The organism is Aeromonas australiensis (genome assembly GCF_000819725.1).
GTDB lineage: Bacteria > Pseudomonadota > Gammaproteobacteria > Enterobacterales > Aeromonadaceae > Aeromonas > Aeromonas australiensis.
Genome location: NZ_CDDH01000028.1, coordinates 34,061 through 52,697 on the forward strand (window position 1 = coordinate 34,061; position 18,637 = coordinate 52,697).

Below are 18,637 nucleotides of genomic sequence, written 5' to 3' on the forward strand. Positions count from 1 at the left end.
TCTGTGGCCTGCGGATGCCCCGAGCCACCATCGGTTATCCGAATGAAGATGGAGCGAGCACACCGTCATATCGCCAGATGCCCCTCGGCAACAACAACGGCGCCCGCAGGCGCCGTTTTTCATCTCCGCAACTGCGGCAACACAAATCGGAGACTTACTCTTCGTCTTCCAGATAGGCGTAGCCTTGCAGGCCCAGCTCCAGCTCGTCGAGCAGGGCTTTGCGAGTGGCATCGTCCAGCGCCGGGTGAGCGGCGATCCGCTGGTAGTTCTCGCGAATGACGGACGGGTCGATGTTGACGTAACGCAGCAGCTGGTCGACGGTGTCGCCGCGCACCACGTTGCGAATGTCCATCTTGCCCTCTTCGTCCAGCCACACTTCCGCGCAGTGGGTATCACCGAACAGGTTGTGCAGATCGCCGAGGATCTCCTGATAGGCACCGACCAGGAAGAAGCCGACGTGGCACTCTTCGTTTTCGCCATAGACCGGCATCGGCAGGGTGCTCTCGACCCCCAGCCCGTCGACGTAGTGTTCTACCTGACCGTCGGAGTCACAGGTGATATCCATCAGGATACCGCGACGGCTAAGCGGACGCTCGAGGCCGGAGAGCGGCATCACCGGGAAGACCTGACCGATACCCCAGGCATCCGGCAGGGACTGGAACAGAGAGAAGTTGGCAAAGCACTTGTCCGCCAGCTTTTCACTCAGCTCGTCAGCCAGCGCACGGTGGTTGCGGTTGACCGGGTTGAGCAGCTCTTTGAGCGCCAGACAGGTGTTCTGATGCAGCATCTCGGCCCAGGCACGCTGTTCAAGGTTCAAGAGGCCCATGGTGTACTGGGTATTCACGTCACCCAGATCTGCCACCGAGTCATGGAAGATCTCCAGCAGGGAGGGATCTTCGCTGCGCAGATCCAGCCAGCCTTTCCACATGTTCTGCAGAATGGTCGGCGCATCTTCGTCCGGTGCGCTGATGTCGTTCATCTCCACCCCTTCGGCACCAATGATATTGGTGACCAGCACGGCGTGGTGGGCGGTCAGGGCACGGCCAGACTCGCTGATGATGGTCGGGTGCGGCAGATCGAACTCGCGGCAGACATCGCCGATACCCCATACCACGTTGTTGGCGTACTCGGAGAGGCTGTAGTTGGCGGAGCAGTGGCTCTGGGAACGGGTTCCCTCGTAATCCACCCCCAGGCCACCACCGACGTCAACGACTTCGATGTTGGCGCCAAGGCGACGCAGTTCGGCGTAGAAACGGCCGCACTCGCGGATGCCGCCCTGAATGTCGCGGATATTGGCAATCTGGGAGCCCAGATGGAAGTGCAGCAACTGCAGGCAATCGAGCTGGCCCAGCCCGCGCAGACGCTCGATCAGCGCCAGGATCTGGGAGGCGGAGAGACCGAATTTGGACATGGAGCCGCCGCTCGATTCCCACATGCCGGAGCCGGTGGAAGCGAGCTTGGCACGCACCCCGATGTTGGGCTTGATGTTGAGACGAGCTGACTCGTCCAGCACCATTTCCAGCTCGGAGGGCTTCTCCACCACGATGTAGACCTTGTGGCCCATCAAGTTGCCCAAGAGGGCGTGGCGGATATATTCGCGGTCTTTGTAACCGTTGCAGACGATCACCGAGCCTTGCTCATGGTGATGGGACAGCACGGCCAGCAGTTCCGGTTTGGAACCAGCTTCCAGGCCAAGCCGGGGCTTGTCGCTGTAGGACTGGCTGATGGTCTCGATGACACGACGCTGCTGGTTTACCTTGATCGGGTAAACGCAGAGGTAGTCCCCTTCATAGCCTGACTTCTCGATGGCCTGACCGAAGGCGTTGAACAGTGCATCGACCCGACTCTTGAGGATATCGGGGAAGCGCAGCAACACGGGGGTGGTCAGCCCGGACTGACGCAGCTGTTCGATGGCGTCAGAGATGACGATATGCGCGTCAGGGCGTGATTTGTCGGGGGCGACGGTCACGTGACCGGCGTCATTGATATTGAAAAAACCCGCACCCCAGTAGGGAACGTTGTAGACCTTCAAGGAGTCCTTGCTGGACCAGTTAGTCATGGGCTATGCCTCGCAAATGAGCGACCCAAAGTCGCCTTCGTTACCCTCAATCACATCCAGACCATCTAGTGCAGAGTACGGCGAGCGCTGCCATCACGAGACGCAGCCACCCAAACCAACGCGTTGCACATCGCGGCAAGCCAGAGGCTGCCTGGTGGATCTTGGGGAAGTAACGAGTCTTGATGTGGGGCTGGTGGCTTTACATCAAGCTCAACGGTATGCGGTGCCACTATGCCGTGGCGCCGCGGTACTTTGATGACAGACGACATCAGCCACGCCGTCAGTTCATCATTCGGCAGCGATCCCGACAGAAGGAGAGGGTTCCAAGGAAGAGAAGCGAAGGCGCCAGCACGCATGCGTGTTGATGGACGACAACAACCACAGCCCACCTCACCGTCAGTGACCGCCCATGACAAGGGAAGATGATGAGCCGGTGGCCCACTCGGTCAAATGAAGGATGAGAGTCTGTTGTTCTCCCTGATACCGGAGCCTAACCGGTATTAAAGAAACCATTCCCCAGCAGTGTCTGTCGTTTCTGCGTGCCTCGCCCTATAGGCGTATGATCGGTCGGGTTTCTGGCGGCTCAGCCTGCTTCAGGGTTGCCCTTGGATCGGCGCGGAGTGTACACACTTACCGCGGGCAGTGACAATAAAAAATAGTGTTCAAAATCCCCTTTTAATAAGTCGATCAAATCTTGCTGGCGGGCAGGCGGGCTCTGGGATGGCGCAGGTTATGCGACAGCCCGGTTTCCCCTTGAAAAGTGTGTGAAAACGCCATGGTTGGGCTGACGCCTTGCTGTGCGGTCGCTGAGGGGAGTTTGGCCGCCACCGCCAGCGCCTAAATATCGAGATAAATGCCACATTTATGCGATCTCCCTCCCGAACGTTGCGCCGCGCGCCGCACATTCGCCGCTCTTCCCTTGCGTCAAAAAATGGGAAAAACCTGCGCTGACGCAATGAGCGCCCCACACGGATTGGCCACAATAACCGCTCACTATCGGTTAGAGGCTGACTAATGGATACCCTGCTTGAGCGTTTTCTGCGTTACGTGACTTTTCATACCCGCTCCGATGAGACCAATCCAGCCTGCCCCAGCAGCGAAGGGCAACTGATCTTTGCTCGCGCGCTGCAAGAGGAGATGAAGGGGCTGGGGCTGACCCAGGTGACCCTCGACGACAATGGTTACCTCACCGGCTGCCTGCCAGGCAACCAGCCGGATGCCCCCGCCATCGGCCTGATTGCCCACATGGATACCGCCGATTACGAGGCGGAGCGCGTAGTACCGCAAATCATCGAACACTATCAGGGCGGCGACATCTGCCTTGGCAAGGGTGACGAGGTGCTCGCCATCCGTGACTACCGCTTCCTGAAAAACTACCTGGGTCAGGATCTCATCACCACCGACGGCACTACCCTGCTTGGCGCCGACGACAAGGCGGGGATTGCCGAGATCCTGACCGCCATCGACCATTTGCAGGCCAACCCCGAGATCCCACGTGGCGATATCTGGGTCGGCTTGACCCCGGATGAAGAGATTGGCCGTGGCGCCAACCTGTTCCCGCTGGAGAGATTCCCGGCCAAGTGGGCCTATACCGTGGATGGCGGCGAACTGGGCGAGCTGGAGTATGAAAACTTCAACGCCGCCAGCGCCACGGTGCGTTTTATCGGCAATAACGTCCACCCCGGCACCGCCAAGGGGAGCATGATCAACAGCCAGACCCTGGCCGCCCGCTTTCACGCAGCCATGCCAGCCGAAGAGACCCCGGAGTGCACCGACGGGTATGAGGGCTTCTTCCATCTGGCCCAGATGAACGGCACCGTGGAGGAGAGCACCCTGCACTACATCATCCGTGACTTCGACGACGAGCACTTCGCCGCGCGCAAAGCCGAGATCCAGAGTCGGGTCGCCGCCCTGCAGGCCGAGTATCCCAAGGCCCGCATCGAGCTGACCCTGACCGACAGCTATCGCAATATGCGCAGCCAGATCGAGCCGCACATGCATATCGTCGAGCTGGCCAAGGCCGCCATGGAGGCCGCCGACGTGGTGCCGAAGATCAAACCCATTCGCGGCGGTACCGATGGCGCCCGTCTCTCCTTTATGGGTCTGCCCTGCCCCAACCTCTTCACCGGTGGCCACAACTTCCACGGCAAGCACGAGTTCATCCCGCTGCAATCCATGGAGAAATCGGTCGCCACCCTGGTGGAGCTGGTGCGCCTCACCGCAGCCTGGCGCGGTTAATCGGGTCGCTATCATTACCAGGGCAAAGGGGGGAGCCGCTTAACCGGCTCCCCTCTTGCTATCTGGCCATCACCCATCAGGAAAGGGAAACCGGGGAGAGTCGCTCAGGAACAACCGTCTGCCGCTGCCATCAAACTGTCATCCCGCTGACATGTCGCCGGAACAGTGTCACATCATGCTGGGAGCAACGGATCGCCGGAGCCTCCCAGATGTTCACTATCGATACCCTGCTGACCCAGCACTTCCCCCGCCTGCTTGGCTACCCCCTGCTTACCCCGCTGTTAAAGCGGCTGCTGGGCTGGCTGCTCAACGAGCAGGCCTTTGCCGACTTTGCCGCCCGCTACCCGCACCTGCGCGGCCTCGACTTTGTCGAGCAGGCGCTGACCCGGCTCGATTTCGACTATCGGGTCAGCGAGGCGCAACTGGAGCATATTCCCGCCAGCGGCCGGGTCATTCTTGTTGCCAACCATCCCATCGGCTCGCTGGACGGACTGGCGCTGCTGCAACTGCTCGGCCGCATCCGCCCCGATGTGAAGATCGTCGCCAACCAGCTGCTGGCACAACTCGCGCCGCTACGCCCTCTGCTATTGCCGGTGGACAATATGGAGGGCAAGACCGATCGACAGGCCATCCTCGCCATGAACGAGCACCTCGCCCATGAAGGGGCGCTGGTGATCTTCCCCGCAGGCGAAGTCTCCCGGCTTGGCCTCAAGGGGGTGAAAGATGGCCCCTGGCAGGCAGGCTTTATCAAGCTGGCCCAGCGCACCCGCACCCCGCTGGTGCCCATCCATCTGGGAGGGCGCAACAGCCTCTGGTTCTATCTCGCCTCCTGGCTCAACAAGCCCGCCTCCGCCCTGTTGCTGGTGCGTCAGCTGTTTCGCCAGCAGGGGCAGACCCTGCCGGTGACCATAGGAGCGCGCATTCCGCTCGGCAGTTTTCAGGATCTGCCCGCCAAGACGGCGGCGCGGCTGGTGCGCAACCACCTCTACCGGATTGGCCGTGGCAAGGCGGGGCGCCTGCAGACCGAGGCCCCCATCGCCCTGCCGGAGGATCGCCGCCAGCTCAAACAGGCCATAGAAAGCTGCGAACAGCTCGGCACCACCCCGGATGGTCAGGGGATCTACCTCTACCGCCGCCATGAACTGAGTCACTCGGTGATCCTGCGCGAGCTGGGGCGACTGCGGGAGATCGCTTTTCGCGCGGTGGGGGAAGGGTCTGGCAAGCGGCGGGATCTCGATGGCTTTGACAACGACTATCACCACCTGATCCTCTGGGATCCGGCCCGACTCGACATCATCGGCGCCTACCGGTTCGCCCCTGTGGCCGAGCTGCTGGCCAGCAAGGGGAAGGATGGCCTCTACAGCCACACCCTGTTCGGCTTCGAGGATAAGCTGCTGCCCCGGCTGGAGCAGGCCATCGAGCTTGGCCGCAGCTTTATCCAGCCCGCCTACTGGGGCAAGCGGGGGCTCGATTATCTCTGGTTCGGCATCGGTGCCTATCTGGCCCGCTATCCCCGCTACCGCTACCTGTTTGGCCCGGTGTCGCTCTCCGGCAGCCTGCCGCCGGCGGCCAAGGATCTGCTGGTGAGCTTCTACCGCCAGCACTTTGCCCCCGAGCTTGCGCTGGCCCCCTCCCGCCGTCCCTACCCCGAGACGCAGCCTCTGTTCGAAGGGGTGGATTACGGCGCCGATCTCAAAGCACTCAAGGCCCGTCTCGACAATCTGGGCTGCGCCATCCCCACCCTCTACAAGCAGTACTCCGAGCTGTGCGAGCCGGGCGGGGTGCAGTTTATGGATTTTGGTATCGACCCCGACTTCAACCACTGCATCGACGGGCTGGTGTGGGTCGATGTGAGCCGCATCAAGCCCCACAAGCGGGCCCGCTATATCGGCAGTCATCTGGCCGAGCCGCGCTCATAGCCCTGCAGGCGCCAGGCAAACAGCCAAAGGCAAAAAAAGGAGAGAGAGGCCATCGCCTCCCTCTCCTTTCGCTCTCATGCTCAGCACCTTTTCGAGGCGCTCGGCCCATCTGGCGTTACTCGGCCGCCTTGCGATCCGAGTGGCCGAGATCCCGCTCAGGGGCGATGACGTCACGCACCCGCTGCTTGATCTCCTTGGCCTCGGGGAAACCGTCATCGACCACCCGATCCCACACCTGCACTCCGTTGACCAGAATGCGGAACTCCCCCTTGCTTGCCGGCACCAGCGCCACCTCCCCCAGATCGCTGTCGAAGGTGGAGAGCAGCTCCTGCGCCAGCCAGGCGGCTCGCAGCATCCAGCGACAGAGGGTGCAGTAGCGGATTTCGATGCGGGGTTTGCTGATCAGGGTTTCAGACTCGGTCATGAGTGACTCCATAAAAAAGCGACAATGGCGGGAAGTGGCGTACCGCTGCCCAATGGCCGATCCCGGTTTGGTCAAATCAGTACTGATCAACCCCATGAAAATCGGCCAGCCAATGGCGGGCAATAGTACGCATCGCCGATTCTGGCAGCTCGAACAGGCCCGGTGCAAGAGGGCCTGCCGCCAGCATCCGGATCCCTTCCATGATCTCCGCCAGCACCAGATAGACATATTCACCAATCACGGCGCCATGGACGAAGTTGACCGCCTCACCCCGGTTGAGCAGGTAGATCTGGGTACCATCCGGCCGGTTGAGGGCCAGCACATGGGGGCACACCTCTTCGCTCGGCCACGGCAACTGGGCCAGCGAGAAGGCAAACTCGTCGTCGGCCGAGGTGACCGAGGCGACCATGGTGCCGGGGCGCAGCGCCTGCAGATCCGCCAAATCCAGCGAGCCGTTGCCGGTAGAGCAGATCACCAGCTCGGCGCGGCTCAACGCCTCGGCCTTGGTAATCAGGCGAAAACCGTGAGAGAGCGCTTCGACCTGTCGCAGCACATCGGTCTCTACAAGCCCGAGATGGAGGTTGCGACAGCGCAGGTCGCGGGCGATGCTGCGCCCCACCTTGCCATAGCCAAACAGCACGGCTTCGCAGACGTTGAAGGTACGGTTGAGGTTGCGGGCCAGCGACTCCGCGGAGTAGACCACGCTCAAACCAATCTGGATATCCTCGGCCTGCTTGAGGGGGCTGCGTGCCACCGACACCACCGGGGTCGCCAGCACCTCCTGCTCATAGCGCTGATGGCCGTTCTCGGTCATCTCCACCACCCCGAGGAAACGGGGGCCGAAGTATTCACTCAAGATCACCTGGGTTTTGGCAAAGTAACCGCCAATATCGAGGATCAGCAACCGCTCGTGGGGGGCCACCAGCGGCGCAATCTGCTGGATGAGGCTGTCGGGTTCATTGGTCCAGCGCCGGTTGAGGGGCAGCACAGGATAGTGCTGGGATACCCACTCCAGGGTCGGACCGTGTACCGATTTCGGTTTGGGCAAAATGGCACCAATCCGTCCAATCTGACCGAGGGCATCGATAAAACGGGGGCGATCGGGAAGCAGGTGAGTGACCAGCAGAATGCAGAGACCGTCGATACGTCCCTGTCCGGTGAAATGGCGAAAAAACAGATGCTCAGATCCTTGACTGCGCAACTGTGGCCTCCTTATATGCCGCAAAGCAGGCAAACAGAACCCGGCAAAGCCGGGTTCTGTGTGTGTCCAGATAAAATGAAAAACCTTTTTATCTGAAACACATAGGTGGCTCAATCATTATCTGCCAAGAGTATGAGCGGGTATGCAAAAATGACGGTAATTGCCTGTTTTTCATGCAAAAATCAGTACAAAGAAGCAGCAGGCCACACCCACCAGAGGCTGAGCCCGGTTCCCGCCGCGGCGAGCAAGATCAGCCCACCCCAACGCACTGGCCACTGTGTGTTACGCAAAACCCACTCCAGCAGCGGCAACGCCCAGACCGGCAGCAATACCAGCAGCGGCACTTCCACATATTGCCAGGCGAGCATCTGGACGAAGGCGAGGGACAGCGCCAGAGCGGCGGGGGCCACCTTGATGCCAACAAAGATGGCGAGCAGGGCGCGAAAGCCGGCAAAAGCGGCCAGCGCACCGGCCAACTGGGCAATCAGCAGGCTGCCATCGATGCCGATCACCAGCGCCAGCCAGATAAAGCCGAGGGCAAAGCCGAGCCCCTCGGGGCTGTCACCGCGCAGAGCGCTCCAGCCAAACCAGCCGATGGCGGGCAGCAGCGCCAGCCAGATCCCCGGTTCGCTCGCCAGTACCGAGGCCAATCCCTGCCACCACACCAGCGCACTGAACACCGCAAAGAGCAGCAGTGAACCGCGCAGATCGTTCACCTGAGCCGCGATGACGGGCAGCAGCAGGGTTAGCGGCAGCCACTGCCACGCTTTGGCCGGGATGCCATAGAGGCCGCCGAGCCAGCAGCCCACCAGCCAGAGCGCCAACGCGCCCCACACATACCCCAGTCGCGGCCAGCGCCACGATAGCAAAGCGGCTCCCAGAGGAGCCGCCAGGGTTTGCAGCAGAAGTTCCGCGCCCATTACTTGCGCACGCCTTCGACAAACAGGTTGATATTCATCTCGTCCGGGATGCCGGGCAGCATGTAGCTCACGCCAAAGTCACTGCGCTTGATGGTGGTGGAGGCGTTGAAGCCGCTGCGGTAGCCGCCCCAGGGATCCTTGCCCTCGCCGATCTTGACCAGCTCGAAGGCCACTTCCTTGGAGATGCCGTGCAGGGTCAGGGTCCCTTTCAACACGCCTTTATCCTTGGTGCCCTCGTAAGCAGAGCTGACGAAGGTCATCTTGGGATACTGTTTCACGTCGAGGAAGTCCGGGCTACGCAGGTGCTTGTCGCGGGCCTCGTGGTTTGAGTCGACGCTGGCGGCATCCACTTCAAAGCTCGCCTTGGCGGCCGCCGGGTTGGCGTCATCCATGCTGAAGGTGCCGCTGAAGGTGTTGAAGCGACCCACCAGCTCGGAGAAGCCCAGGTGACCCACCTTGAACTGCACCGTGGTGTGCGCCGCATCCACATCGTAATCCGCCGCCATCAGAGGGGTAGCCATAAACAGGCAGGAGGCCAGCAGAGCCTTGGTCATTTTCATCCGTTCGTTCCTTCATCTTGGGGTTCACATCAGTGGTTAAAATGCTAACCTCGTTCTGAAGATGAATAATCAGTGATTTATTAAATTCATTATTTACTGAGGATGGAAAATGGACCAGATCGCCGCCATGCGTACCTTTATCAAGGTGGTGGAGTGCCAGAGCTTTACCAAGGCCGCCAACCAGCTCGGCATCTCGGTCGCCATGGCCTCCAAACTAATGCAACAGCTGGAGGAGTCCCTCGCCACCCGGCTGCTGTCGCGCACCACCCGTCAGGTCAATCCCACCGAGGCGGGCCAGTTCTACTATCAGCGCTCCCTCGCCCTGCTGGCTGAGCTGGAAGAGACCCACAGCCAGCTGACCCACCACAACCAGCAGCCGAACGGCACCCTCAAGCTCTCGGTGCCGATGGACTTTGGCTATCTGCACCTCTCCCCCGCCCTGCCGCTGTTTCGCCAGCGCTTTCCCGATCTCAAGCTCGATATCGAGTACAGCGACCGGCGGGTCGCGCTGGTGGAAGAGGGGTTCGATCTGGCGCTGCGGATCGGCCACCTCAGCGACTCCTCGCTGGTGGCGCGCCAGCTGGCCACCATTCGGGTCGAGCTTTGCGCCAGCCCCGCCTATCTGGCACGCAAGGGCAGACCGGAAAAACCCGAGGATCTCAAACAGCACGACTGTCTGATCTACACCCTGACCCAGCCGGAGTGGCACTTCAAACGGGGGGGCGAGGCGCAGAGCATCCGGCCACAGGGGCCGCTGCGAGCCAACAACGGGGTGGCGCTGACCCGCGCCGCTTGTGATGATCAGGGCATCATATTGCAGCCCACCTTTATCGTGGGGGAGGCCCTGCGGTCAGGGCAGCTGGTCAGCCTGCTGCCGGAGTGGGAGAAGGGAGAGGTAGGGCTCTATGCGGTCTATCCGCACCGCCGCTTCGTCTCGGCCAAGGTGCGCTGCTTTATCGAGTTCGTGCAGGAGCGCTATCTCGCCCCGCAACAGTGGGATGCGCCGAGCTGATGGCCAGAGCAGAGGGTACGGCCTGCCGGCCCGGCTTGAAACCTAACGCGGGTCGGGTGCCGTGGCAGAAACCAGCTGCGCCCGCAGACGCTCCTGCTCGAGGCTTAACTGCCAGCGTGGCAAACGGGTGCGGATCACCGACAACTGCTGCTCACTGAGGGCATAGGGGAGCGCCACTTCAATCTCGGGAGAGTCAAACATGGCGGCCAGTTGCAGGATCAAAATGAGGTTGGCCTCATCAGTTCTGTGCTTGTTGACCCGTTTGGCAATCTCGTGGCGCAGCTGGGTTTCGGGGTCCTGGGTCATCGCCTGCCAACCGAAGCCGAACAGCGGCACCAGCGCACTGACCATCCCCAGCACAGTGATGGGCTGCTTGGGTGGATGATAGAGTGCGTTGAGATCCAGTAGAACAGGATTCTGACGAACCTCACCCCCACCAAATAAAATCGTTTTCTTCATTGGATTGCTCGCTATATTCCACTAAACTGCGCCGCATATTTTACCCCGATATGCCAACGAGGTGCTGATGCTAAGCGATATCGAGATCTCCCGCCAGTCCCCCCGCCTCACCATCCAGCAGCTGGCAGACCATCTCGCCATCCCCCTGCATCAGCTCCACCCTCATGGTCACTACAAAGGCAAGATCAGCCTTGATCTACTCAAGTCTCAACCCAAACAGAGCGGCAAGCTGGTACTGGTGAGCGCCATCACCCCGACCCCGCTCGGTGAAGGGAAGACGGTGACCACCCTTGGCCTCTCCATGGGGCTCAACCATATCGGCCAGCCCAGCATTGCTACCATCCGCCAGCCGAGCCTCGGGCCGGTATTCGGGGTCAAGGGGGGGGCTGCTGGTGGCGGCCATGCCCAGGTGGTGCCGATGGAGGAGATGAATCTCCACCTCACCGGCGATTTTCACGCCCTGACGGCGGCCCACAATCTGGCGGCGGCTGCCCTCGATGCCCGCCTGTTCCATGAGCGCAAACTCGGCGACCAGTTCAGCGCCAAAACCGGCCTGCCGCGGCTCGATATCGATGCCGATAACATTCTCTGGCCGCGTACCCTCGACATGAATGACCGCGCACTGCGCCACCTCACGATTGGACAGGGGGGCGCTGCCGATGGTGTGGAGCGCAGCGATCGCTTCGTTATCACCGCCGCCTCCGAGCTGATGGCCATTCTGGCGCTGGCAAGCGATTTTAAAGAGCTGCGCCAACGCATCGGCCGCATCCAGCTGGCCCGCGATATTCACGGCGAGCCCATCACTGCCGAACAGCTGGAAGTGGCGGGCGCCATGACGGTGCTGCTGAAAGACGCGCTGCAACCGACCCTGATGCAGACCACCGAGCAGACACCGGTGCTGGTGCACGCGGGCCCCTTTGCCAACATCGCCCACGGCAACTCCTCGGTGATCGCCGATCGCATCGCTCTGGGTCTGACTGACTATGTGGTGACCGAGGCGGGTTTTGGTTCCGACATGGGGCTGGAGAAATTCTTCAATATCAAGAGCCGCCAATCCGGCATTACCCCCGCCTGCGTGGTGCTGGTGGCCACGGTGCGCGGCCTCAAGGCCAACAGCGGCCTGCTCGATATCCGCCCGGGCCAGCCGCTGCCAGCCAGCCTGCAGGGGGAGGATCTGCCGACCCTCAAGCAGGGCTGCGCCAACCTCGCCTGGCATATCAAAAATGCCCGCCGCTACGGGGTGCCGGTGGTGGTCGCCATCAACCGCTTCCCCACCGACAGCGAGGCCGAACTGGCGCTGCTGGCCCATGAAGCGCAGCAAGCCGGTGCCTGTGGCGCAGCCATCTCCAACGCCTTCACTCAGGGCGGTGCCGGTGCCAGCGAGCTGGCCCGCGCCGTGGTCGCCGCCTGCGAGCAACCCGGCAAGGTGAAACTGCTCTACCCCGACGAGATGAGCCTGGCGGCCAAACTGGCGACCCTGGTGGAGTGCGGCTACGGCGGTCGCGGAGTGCAGCTCTCTGACAGAGCGCGCCAGCAGCTGGCACAGCTCTCCGCCGAAGGGTGGGATCACTTGCCCATCTGCGTCGCCAAGACGCCGCTCTCCATCAGCCATGACCCTGCTCTCAAGGGAGTGCCGACCGATTTCGAGGTGCCCATCGACGAAGTGAAGCTCTGCGCCGGTGCCGGATTCGTCTATGCGCTGGCGGGCCCCATCATGACCATGCCGGGGCTGGGCAGTCTGCCTGCCTATCGCCATATCGATATTGATGAAGATGGCGAGATCATTGGACTTAGCTAAGGGTCGGTGAGGGGGCTGGCGTCGGCCGATTACGCTTCGCTAATCGACCCTACGCTCAACAAACCAGCCAGAAACAACAAGGCCCCGCCAATTGGCGGGGCCTTCTGTTATCCATGCATCAACCCTTAGAGGGTGAAGCGCTGGGTCATCTGGTGCAGGGTGTTGGCCAGCTTGCTCAGCTCAACGCAAGCCTGGGCGATCTGATGGGCGCCCTGGGCATTCTCGTCAGCCGCATTGTGAATGTTGACAATGCTGCGATTGAGCTCTTCGGTCACCGCATTCTGCTCTTCGGTAGCAGTGGCGATCAGGGTGTTCATGTCAGTAATGCGCACCACGGCACCATTGATGGTCTCGATACTGGTACCGGCATCCCGCGCCAGACCGACGCTCTCCTGCATCTGGTGACGGCTCAACTGCATGGCGTTGCCCGCCTCGGCGGCGCGGCTCTGCAACAGCTCGATCATCTTGCTGATCTCGGCGGTTGAGTCCTGAGTTCGCTGGGCCAGGGATCGCACTTCATCGGCAACGACCGCAAAACCACGGCCCTGCTCACCGGCACGGGCCGCTTCGATGGCGGCGTTAAGGGCCAGCAGGTTGGTCTGACCGGCGATATCGCGGATCACATCCAGCACCACACTGATATTGGCGCTGTCGGCCTCCAGCTGCTGCACCACTGTGCCCGCCTGTTCAATCTTGACCGACACCTCTTCGATGCTGGTAATCGAGCTGCGTACCACTTCGCTGCCGGCAGCGGAGGTACTGGAGGCATCCTTGGCGGCGCTCATGGCATCCGTGGTGTTGCGGGCCACTTCATTAACGGTGGACTGCATCTCGTTCATGGCGGTCGCCACCTGGGAGACTTCACTCTGCTGGATGGCCATGCCGCTGGCAGACTGGCTGGAGATGGCGCTCACCTCCTCCACCGCACTGCTGAGCTGGCTCACGGAGCCGGCGATCTCGCTCACCAGATCGGAGAGGGAGCCCTGCATCCGGTTGATGGCGGAGCCCAGCTGGCCCAGTTCGTCGCGGTTGAAGCGGCTGTCACGGATCCACTGCTGCAGTTCCCCCTGACCCAGATCGCCATTGGCAATACGCTGGGCCTGACGGGCCAGCATGATCAGCGGATCGCGAATTTGGCGAGTCAGTACCACGGAGAGCACCACCACAAGGATCAGACCGATCACCAGCGCGATGGTGACGCTCAGATTGGCGGATTGATAAGAGTCGACAATGTCACTGCGGGATTCAGACGCATAACCATGGTTAATCTGGATAAGGTCAGCTACCGACTTGTTCAGTGTCGTGTAGATTGGAATACCTTCAGCCAAAAAAATACGCTGGGCTTCGGCGAGCTGGTCGCTGTCTTGCAACTGCTTGACACGCTGGTGCAGCGCCAGATAACGCTCCCAATCCAATTTAACGGTATCGAAGGTGCGGCGCTCCGCCACATCCTCAGGCCAAATGGTCTTGTCGTGCGCGGCCAACTGCTGCGCAATCTGGTTGATTTTTCCATTGGCAATATCACGGTATTCACTTCTCTTCAGCGGATCCGCCGCCACCACGAAATAGCCCAGTTCATAACGGCGCAAGTCGCCAAGAGTATCGCCAATGGCGCTAGTGCGATTGACCGCTGGCAAGATGCTGTCGGTAAACCGGATGGCAACATCATTCATATTGCCAAACTGGACAAGGGCGAAACCGCCGATAAAGGCGACCATCAAACCGAGCACGGCAAAGCCGGCGGTGAGTTTTTTGCCTATGGTCATGGAGCTGCTATTCATGGCGTATCCTGGTGGTCGTTAAATTCGTAGCACTCGTCCGCTTCACGCCCGCCGGGCATGAACTATCGAGCCACTTGTGCAGTGGCGAACCATCCAACCTTGATGAATATCTCTGAATTCCATGAGCGGCAGCGAGAGCCGTGAGGGAGCGCTAGATTAACCGGATTGTGGCGGTTCGGAAAGAGTCTATTTGGTTACTTTTTGTAAGGTGAAAATGAGGGATTTTTCCGTGTTCGATTAAATATACCGCTCTGATGAATAAATCGAAAAAATGCATAACGTTTACATAGGGCAAGCCCTACGGGCCAAGCCGTTGCAGGCCGCTACGCTCATCCGCGACCGATGAAAAACGCCAGCAATAACTGCTGGCGTCTCGTTTATTCAGCAAGGCGGTTACAAAACAACCGCTCTTTTAGCCGCGCAGGCCGCCGAGAAACTCGGCCCGGGTATCTGGCTGACTCTTGAACACACCGCCGAGGGAGGTCGTGGTGGTATAAGAGGTTGAATCCATCACCCCGCGCGCCTTAACGCAGTAGTGGGTCGCCTTGATGCTGATGGCCACATCCTGAGTACCGAGCAGGGTCTGCAGCGCCAGCAGGATCTGCTGGGTCAGCCGCTCCTGCACCTGGGGACGGCGAGCGAAGAACTGCACGATGCGGTTGATCTTCGACAGGCCAATCACCTTGCCACGAGGGATATAGGCCACATGGGCCAGCCCGTCGATGGTGACGAAGTGGTGTTCGCAGGTGCTGGTGAGGCTGATGTCCCGCACCATGATCATCTCATCCACCTGCATCTTGTTCTCAATCACCGTCACCTTGGGGAAGGTGGCATAATCGAGCCCTGCAAAAATCTCGCCCACGTACATCTTGGCGATGCGATGCGGCGTCTCGGCCAGACTGTCATCGGTCAGATCCAGCCCCAGGGTCTCCATGATGGAGCGCATGTGGCCTTCGATCTTCTCCCGCTTCTGCTGACTGTTCAGCTCGTTGGTGACCAGGGGGGTTTCCAGTCCCTGGGCTTCGAGGGCAGCCCTGACCAGCAAGGCTTCCGGACTTAAGGTTGTCATTATCTTCTCTCCCACGCTCAGGGACTGTGAGGGCAGCTCAAGGAGCAACCCCTTATGTTACGGCGGCGTACAGGGCCGACGGTATCGCTGTAATGGTCGCCACACGGGATGTGACGGCCATCTGTTATGGCGGCATAGTAAACGGCCATTGCCGCCAAGATTCAAGTCAACTTGTGCGTCACCTCATATTTTATGGCCATCTCACCCCGTTTCAGGGCCGATTACCCCGAGAATCCTTGAGATAACCTGCCCATACCCGGGGATTTTTGTGATAATCCCGCCTTCAATCATAGAAAGAGGTCATGACGATGGGATTTGATACCAGCGGACTACTCCCCTTAAGCGATGCCCTGCAAGGGATGCTGGAACAACTTGCCTGCTGCTGCGACAGCGAGCAACTCCCCCTGCCAGCGGCCCTTGGCCGGGTACTCGCCAGCGATATCGCCTCTCCTCTCGCCGTGCCCCCGTTCGACAACTCCGCAATGGACGGTTATGCCGTGCGCCTGGCCGATCTCGCTGCTGGCACCCCGCTCATCATGGCGGGCAAGGCCTTTGCCGGTCAGCCCTATCAGGGCGAGTGGCCCGCTGGCCACTGCGTGCGGATCATGACAGGCGCACCGGTCCCCGCAGGGACGGATGCGGTAGTGATGCAGGAAGAAACGCTGGCCGATGGCGATCGGATCACTTTTCTGGCGCAACCCGAACCGGGCCAGAACATCCGCCGCGCCGGCAGCGATATCGGCAAGGGCGCCTGTGTGCTGCCAGCCGGTACTCGCCTCACTCCAAGAGAGATGCCACTGCTGGCCTCCCTTGGCGTGGCCACCGTCGCGGTACGCCGCCCGCTGAAAGTGGCCATCTTCAGCACCGGTGACGAGCTCAAGCCGGTCGGCGCCCCGCTGGCTCACGGCGATATCTATGACTCCAACCGCTACGGCGTGCGGGCCATGCTGGCGCGCATGGGCTGCGACTGTCTCGACCTTGGCATTATCCCGGACGATCCCGCCCAGCTGCGCGCCGCCTTTATCCGCGCCGATGCAGAGGCCGATGTACTCATCACCACCGGCGGTGTTTCGGTAGGGGAAGCGGACTTCACCAAACAGCTGCTGGACGAGCTCGGCGAGATTGGCTTCTGGAAGCTGGCCATCAAGCCGGGCAAGCCGTTTGCCTTTGGCCGCCTGCCCCGAGCCTGGTTCTTCGGCCTGCCGGGCAACCCGGTCTCCGCCATGGTCACCTTCGATCAACTGGTGCAACCGGCGCTGGCCAAGCTCGCAGGTCAACGCTTCGAGCGCCCGCTCCAGCTGCAAGCCATTACGGCCGAGCCGCTCAAAAAGAGCCCGGGCCGACTCGACTTCCAGCGCGGCATTCTGAGTCAGGGACCAAACGGCCTCGAGGTGCGCAGCACCGGCTCGCAGGACTCCGCCGTGTTCAGCTCACTGTCGCGGGCCAACTGCTACATCGTTCTTGAACGGGAACGGGGCCGCGTGGCCGCGGGCGAGACGGTGACCGTGGAGCCATTCGGGGGATTGCTGCTGTGAGCGAGATCCTGAGCGACGCCGAACTGCTGCGCTACAACCGCCAGATCATCCTCAAATCCTTCGACTTCGACGGGCAGGAGGCGCTCAAGCAGGCCAGGGTACTGGTGATCGGCGCCGGTGGCCTTGGCTGCGCTGCCAGCCAGTATCTGGCGGTGGCCGGGGTTGGCCAGATCACCCTGGTCGATTTCGACAAGGTGGAGCTCTCCAACCTGCAACGTCAGGTGCTGCACAACGATGAGCGCATCGGTCACTACAAAGTAGACTCCGCAGCGCAATCGCTACGTGCCCTCAACCCCAGGCTTGAGGTAGAGACCCACGCGGCCGTGGCCGACGAGGCGCTGCTCGATAGCCTGTTGCCCCGACACCAGCTGGTGCTCGATTGCACCGACAACCTGGCCATTCGCAACCTGCTGAATCAAAAGGCACGCCAGCACAGGGTACCGCTGGTCAGTGGCGCCGCCATCCGGCTGGAGGGTCAGCTCTGCAGCTTCACCTGGCAGGAAGATGAACCCTGCTACGCCTGCCTCAGCGCCCTGTTCGGCGAGCAGGCCCTCACCTGCGTCGAGGCGGGGGTACTCGCCCCCGTGGTGGGTCTGGTGGGCAGCCTGCAAGCGCTCGAAGCCATCAAGCTGCTGGCCGGCATGGGCAAAAGCTACAGCGGCCGCCTGCTGATGATCGACGGCCTGAGCGGCACCTTCCGCGAGATGAAGCTACCCAAACGCCCCGACTGCCCGGTCTGCTCCCACCCTTGACGCAAACGGGATCAAAAAAGCCGAACCCTGTGGTTCGGCTTTTTTGATATCTGCGCCTAACAACCCCTTCCTCAATGGGTCGTGAGGATCCGTTGCAACAGGTGATTAAAGCCCGAGGGGTCTTCCGCAGGCCAGGCGTGGTGGCCGGTGGGGGTGTGGATGGTGGCGTTGGGCAGAGCGGCAAACTGCTCGACCCGTTTGGCCAGCGGCAGGTAGTCGTGACTGGTGGAGATGATGGCCACCGGCTGCCAGATGGTGCCGAGCCGGGCGCGCACCGACCAACCGGGTAACGCCTCCAGCATCGCCCGATAGGTCTTTTTGTTGTTGCGCACAAAACGCAGCCGGAAAGTGTGGCGCACCTGCGCCAGCTCCGGGCCCGGGAAGAGCTCGCGTCCCAACCACCAGGCGAGGGGGCGCATGCCAAACCAGCGCAGCCACTTGAGACGCTGGGCGTAGCGCTCCTGCTCTTTGGGGCTATCCAGCAGAAACTCGCTAAAACCGTTGACCAGTACCAGCCCCTGCACCTTGTGGGGCAGTTGCAGCGCCAGCTCCAGCGCCACCATGGCCCCCAGCGACAATCCCACCACCCAGGCGGGTTCGGGCTGCTCATCGAGCCAGTTCACCACATCGGCTGCCAGGGTCGCCACATCGAACGGCCCCTCCTGCATGCTCTGACCGTGGCCGCGCAAGTCCAGCGCCACCACCCGGTACTGTTCGGAAAACCGTTCGATCTGCGCCTGCCAGTCGAGACTGGAGGAGCCCAGCCCGTGCAGCAGCAACAGCAAGGGGCCCTCCCCCGCGCTGCGCAGGGCAAGCCCGTTGAATTTCATCACCTGATTGCGGCGCATCAGTGTATTGCCTCTCGACTCATCACCTGACCCATCTCTTGTTAATATCTTGCCCGTGGCCA

General features: G+C 61.3%; 15 protein-coding genes. 6 read left to right on the forward strand and 9 right to left on the reverse strand.

Annotated elements, in window-relative coordinates; genetic code table 11:
* Positions 1-154 precede the first annotated feature (154 nt).
* Entirely contained in the window at positions 155-2,059 is a 1,905-nt protein-coding gene (gene speA, locus BN1117_RS04690) for a biosynthetic arginine decarboxylase (protein WP_040095243.1), read from the reverse strand.
* A 1,014-nt stretch (positions 2,060-3,073) separates the two neighbouring features.
* On the opposite strand from speA, the gene pepT reads away from it, so the two are divergent.
* Positions 3,074-4,297, forward strand: coding sequence for a peptidase T (gene pepT, locus BN1117_RS04695; protein ID WP_040095245.1), 1,224 nt, complete (start codon positions 3,074-3,076; stop codon positions 4,295-4,297).
* 209 nt (positions 4,298-4,506) lie between these two features.
* On the forward strand, positions 4,507-6,216 hold the full coding sequence (gene olsF / locus BN1117_RS04700) for a bifunctional ornithine lipid synthase OlsF (protein WP_040095247.1): 1,710 nt from the start codon (positions 4,507-4,509) through the stop codon (positions 6,214-6,216).
* A gap of 115 nt (positions 6,217-6,331) precedes the next feature.
* On the opposite strand, the gene BN1117_RS04705 is transcribed toward olsF, so the two are convergent.
* The 4 genes from BN1117_RS04705 to BN1117_RS04720 form a co-directional block, all read right to left on the reverse strand.
* Positions 6,332-6,640 carry an Rdx family protein gene (locus BN1117_RS04705; protein WP_005344153.1) on the reverse strand — a complete coding sequence of 103 codons (309 nt, stop codon included), beginning with the start codon at positions 6,638-6,640 and terminating at the stop codon, positions 6,332-6,334.
* A 76-nt stretch (positions 6,641-6,716) separates the two neighbouring features.
* Positions 6,717-7,841, reverse strand: a complete 1,125-nt coding sequence (locus BN1117_RS04710) for an adenosylhomocysteinase (protein WP_040095249.1) — start codon at positions 7,839-7,841, stop codon at positions 6,717-6,719.
* Between the two features lie 182 nt (positions 7,842-8,023).
* A complete protein-coding gene (locus BN1117_RS04715) occupies positions 8,024-8,761 on the reverse strand; it encodes a hypothetical protein (RefSeq protein ID WP_040095251.1) in 738 nt (245 codons plus the stop codon).
* Positions 8,761-9,321 (reverse strand): YceI family protein, encoded by a 561-nt coding sequence (locus BN1117_RS04720; RefSeq protein ID WP_040095253.1) that lies wholly within the window; start codon positions 9,319-9,321, stop codon positions 8,761-8,763. Before BN1117_RS04720 ends, BN1117_RS04715 begins: the two co-directional genes overlap by 1 nt.
* Positions 9,322-9,430: 109 nt before the next feature.
* Here BN1117_RS04720 and BN1117_RS04725 point away from each other — a divergent pair, with 109 nt between their 5' ends.
* Positions 9,431-10,333 (forward strand): LysR family transcriptional regulator, encoded by a 903-nt coding sequence (locus tag BN1117_RS04725; RefSeq protein ID WP_040095254.1) that lies wholly within the window; start codon positions 9,431-9,433, stop codon positions 10,331-10,333.
* 42 nt (positions 10,334-10,375) lie between these two features.
* Here BN1117_RS04725 and BN1117_RS04730 read toward each other — a convergent pair whose 3' ends face one another.
* On the reverse strand, positions 10,376-10,792 hold the full coding sequence (locus BN1117_RS04730) for a hypothetical protein (protein ID WP_040095256.1): 417 nt from the start codon (positions 10,790-10,792) through the stop codon (positions 10,376-10,378).
* 67 nt (positions 10,793-10,859) lie between these two features.
* Between BN1117_RS04730 and BN1117_RS04735 the strand changes: the two genes are divergently transcribed.
* Positions 10,860-12,590: a formate--tetrahydrofolate ligase gene (locus BN1117_RS04735; protein ID WP_040095257.1), complete on the forward strand. Its 1,731-nt coding sequence runs from the start codon at positions 10,860-10,862 to the stop codon at positions 12,588-12,590.
* A gap of 125 nt (positions 12,591-12,715) precedes the next feature.
* Here BN1117_RS04735 and BN1117_RS04740 read toward each other — a convergent pair whose 3' ends face one another.
* Both BN1117_RS04740 and folE read right to left on the reverse strand, forming a co-directional pair.
* A complete protein-coding gene (locus BN1117_RS04740) occupies positions 12,716-14,371 on the reverse strand; it encodes a methyl-accepting chemotaxis protein (protein ID WP_040095259.1) in 1,656 nt (551 codons plus the stop codon).
* 412 nt (positions 14,372-14,783) lie between these two features.
* Positions 14,784-15,440 carry a GTP cyclohydrolase I FolE gene (folE, locus tag BN1117_RS04745; RefSeq protein ID WP_040095261.1) on the reverse strand — a complete coding sequence of 219 codons (657 nt, stop codon included), beginning with the start codon at positions 15,438-15,440 and terminating at the stop codon, positions 14,784-14,786.
* A 308-nt stretch (positions 15,441-15,748) separates the two neighbouring features.
* Between folE and moeA the strand changes: the two genes are divergently transcribed.
* Both moeA and moeB read left to right on the forward strand, forming a co-directional pair.
* Positions 15,749-16,975 (forward strand): molybdopterin molybdotransferase MoeA, encoded by a 1,227-nt coding sequence (moeA, locus tag BN1117_RS04750; protein WP_040095262.1) that lies wholly within the window; start codon positions 15,749-15,751, stop codon positions 16,973-16,975.
* Positions 16,972-17,727, forward strand: coding sequence for a molybdopterin-synthase adenylyltransferase MoeB (gene moeB / locus BN1117_RS04755; RefSeq protein WP_040095264.1), 756 nt, complete (start codon positions 16,972-16,974; stop codon positions 17,725-17,727). Before moeA ends, moeB begins: the two co-directional genes overlap by 4 nt.
* 71 nt (positions 17,728-17,798) lie before the next feature.
* Here moeB and BN1117_RS04760 read toward each other — a convergent pair whose 3' ends face one another.
* A complete protein-coding gene (locus BN1117_RS04760; protein ID WP_040095266.1) occupies positions 17,799-18,575 on the reverse strand; it encodes an alpha/beta fold hydrolase in 777 nt (258 codons plus the stop codon).
* Positions 18,576-18,637: the final 62 nt, after the last annotated feature.

Coding starts and splice junctions, on each gene's coding strand:
- BN1117_RS04725 (WP_040095254.1), top strand. CDS start 9,431: ATGGACCAGATCGCCGCCATGCGTACCTTTATCAAGGTGGTGGAGTGC.
- BN1117_RS04740 (WP_040095259.1), bottom strand. CDS start 14,371: ATGAATAGCAGCTCCATGACCATAGGCAAAAAACTCACCGCCGGCTTT.
- BN1117_RS04760 (WP_040095266.1), bottom strand. CDS start 18,575: ATGCGCCGCAATCAGGTGATGAAATTCAACGGGCTTGCCCTGCGCAGC.
- BN1117_RS04730 (WP_040095256.1), bottom strand. CDS start 10,792: ATGAAGAAAACGATTTTATTTGGTGGGGGTGAGGTTCGTCAGAATCCT.
- BN1117_RS04720 (WP_040095253.1), bottom strand. CDS start 9,321: ATGAAAATGACCAAGGCTCTGCTGGCCTCCTGCCTGTTTATGGCTACC.
- pepT (WP_040095245.1), top strand. CDS start 3,074: ATGGATACCCTGCTTGAGCGTTTTCTGCGTTACGTGACTTTTCATACC.
- BN1117_RS04715 (WP_040095251.1), bottom strand. CDS start 8,761: ATGGGCGCGGAACTTCTGCTGCAAACCCTGGCGGCTCCTCTGGGAGCC.
- olsF (WP_040095247.1), top strand. CDS start 4,507: ATGTTCACTATCGATACCCTGCTGACCCAGCACTTCCCCCGCCTGCTT.
- BN1117_RS04735 (WP_040095257.1), top strand. CDS start 10,860: ATGCTAAGCGATATCGAGATCTCCCGCCAGTCCCCCCGCCTCACCATC.
- BN1117_RS04705 (WP_005344153.1), bottom strand. CDS start 6,640: ATGACCGAGTCTGAAACCCTGATCAGCAAACCCCGCATCGAAATCCGC.
- folE (WP_040095261.1), bottom strand. CDS start 15,440: ATGACAACCTTAAGTCCGGAAGCCTTGCTGGTCAGGGCTGCCCTCGAA.
- moeA (WP_040095262.1), top strand. CDS start 15,749: ATGGGATTTGATACCAGCGGACTACTCCCCTTAAGCGATGCCCTGCAA.
- speA (WP_040095243.1), bottom strand. CDS start 2,059: ATGACTAACTGGTCCAGCAAGGACTCCTTGAAGGTCTACAACGTTCCC.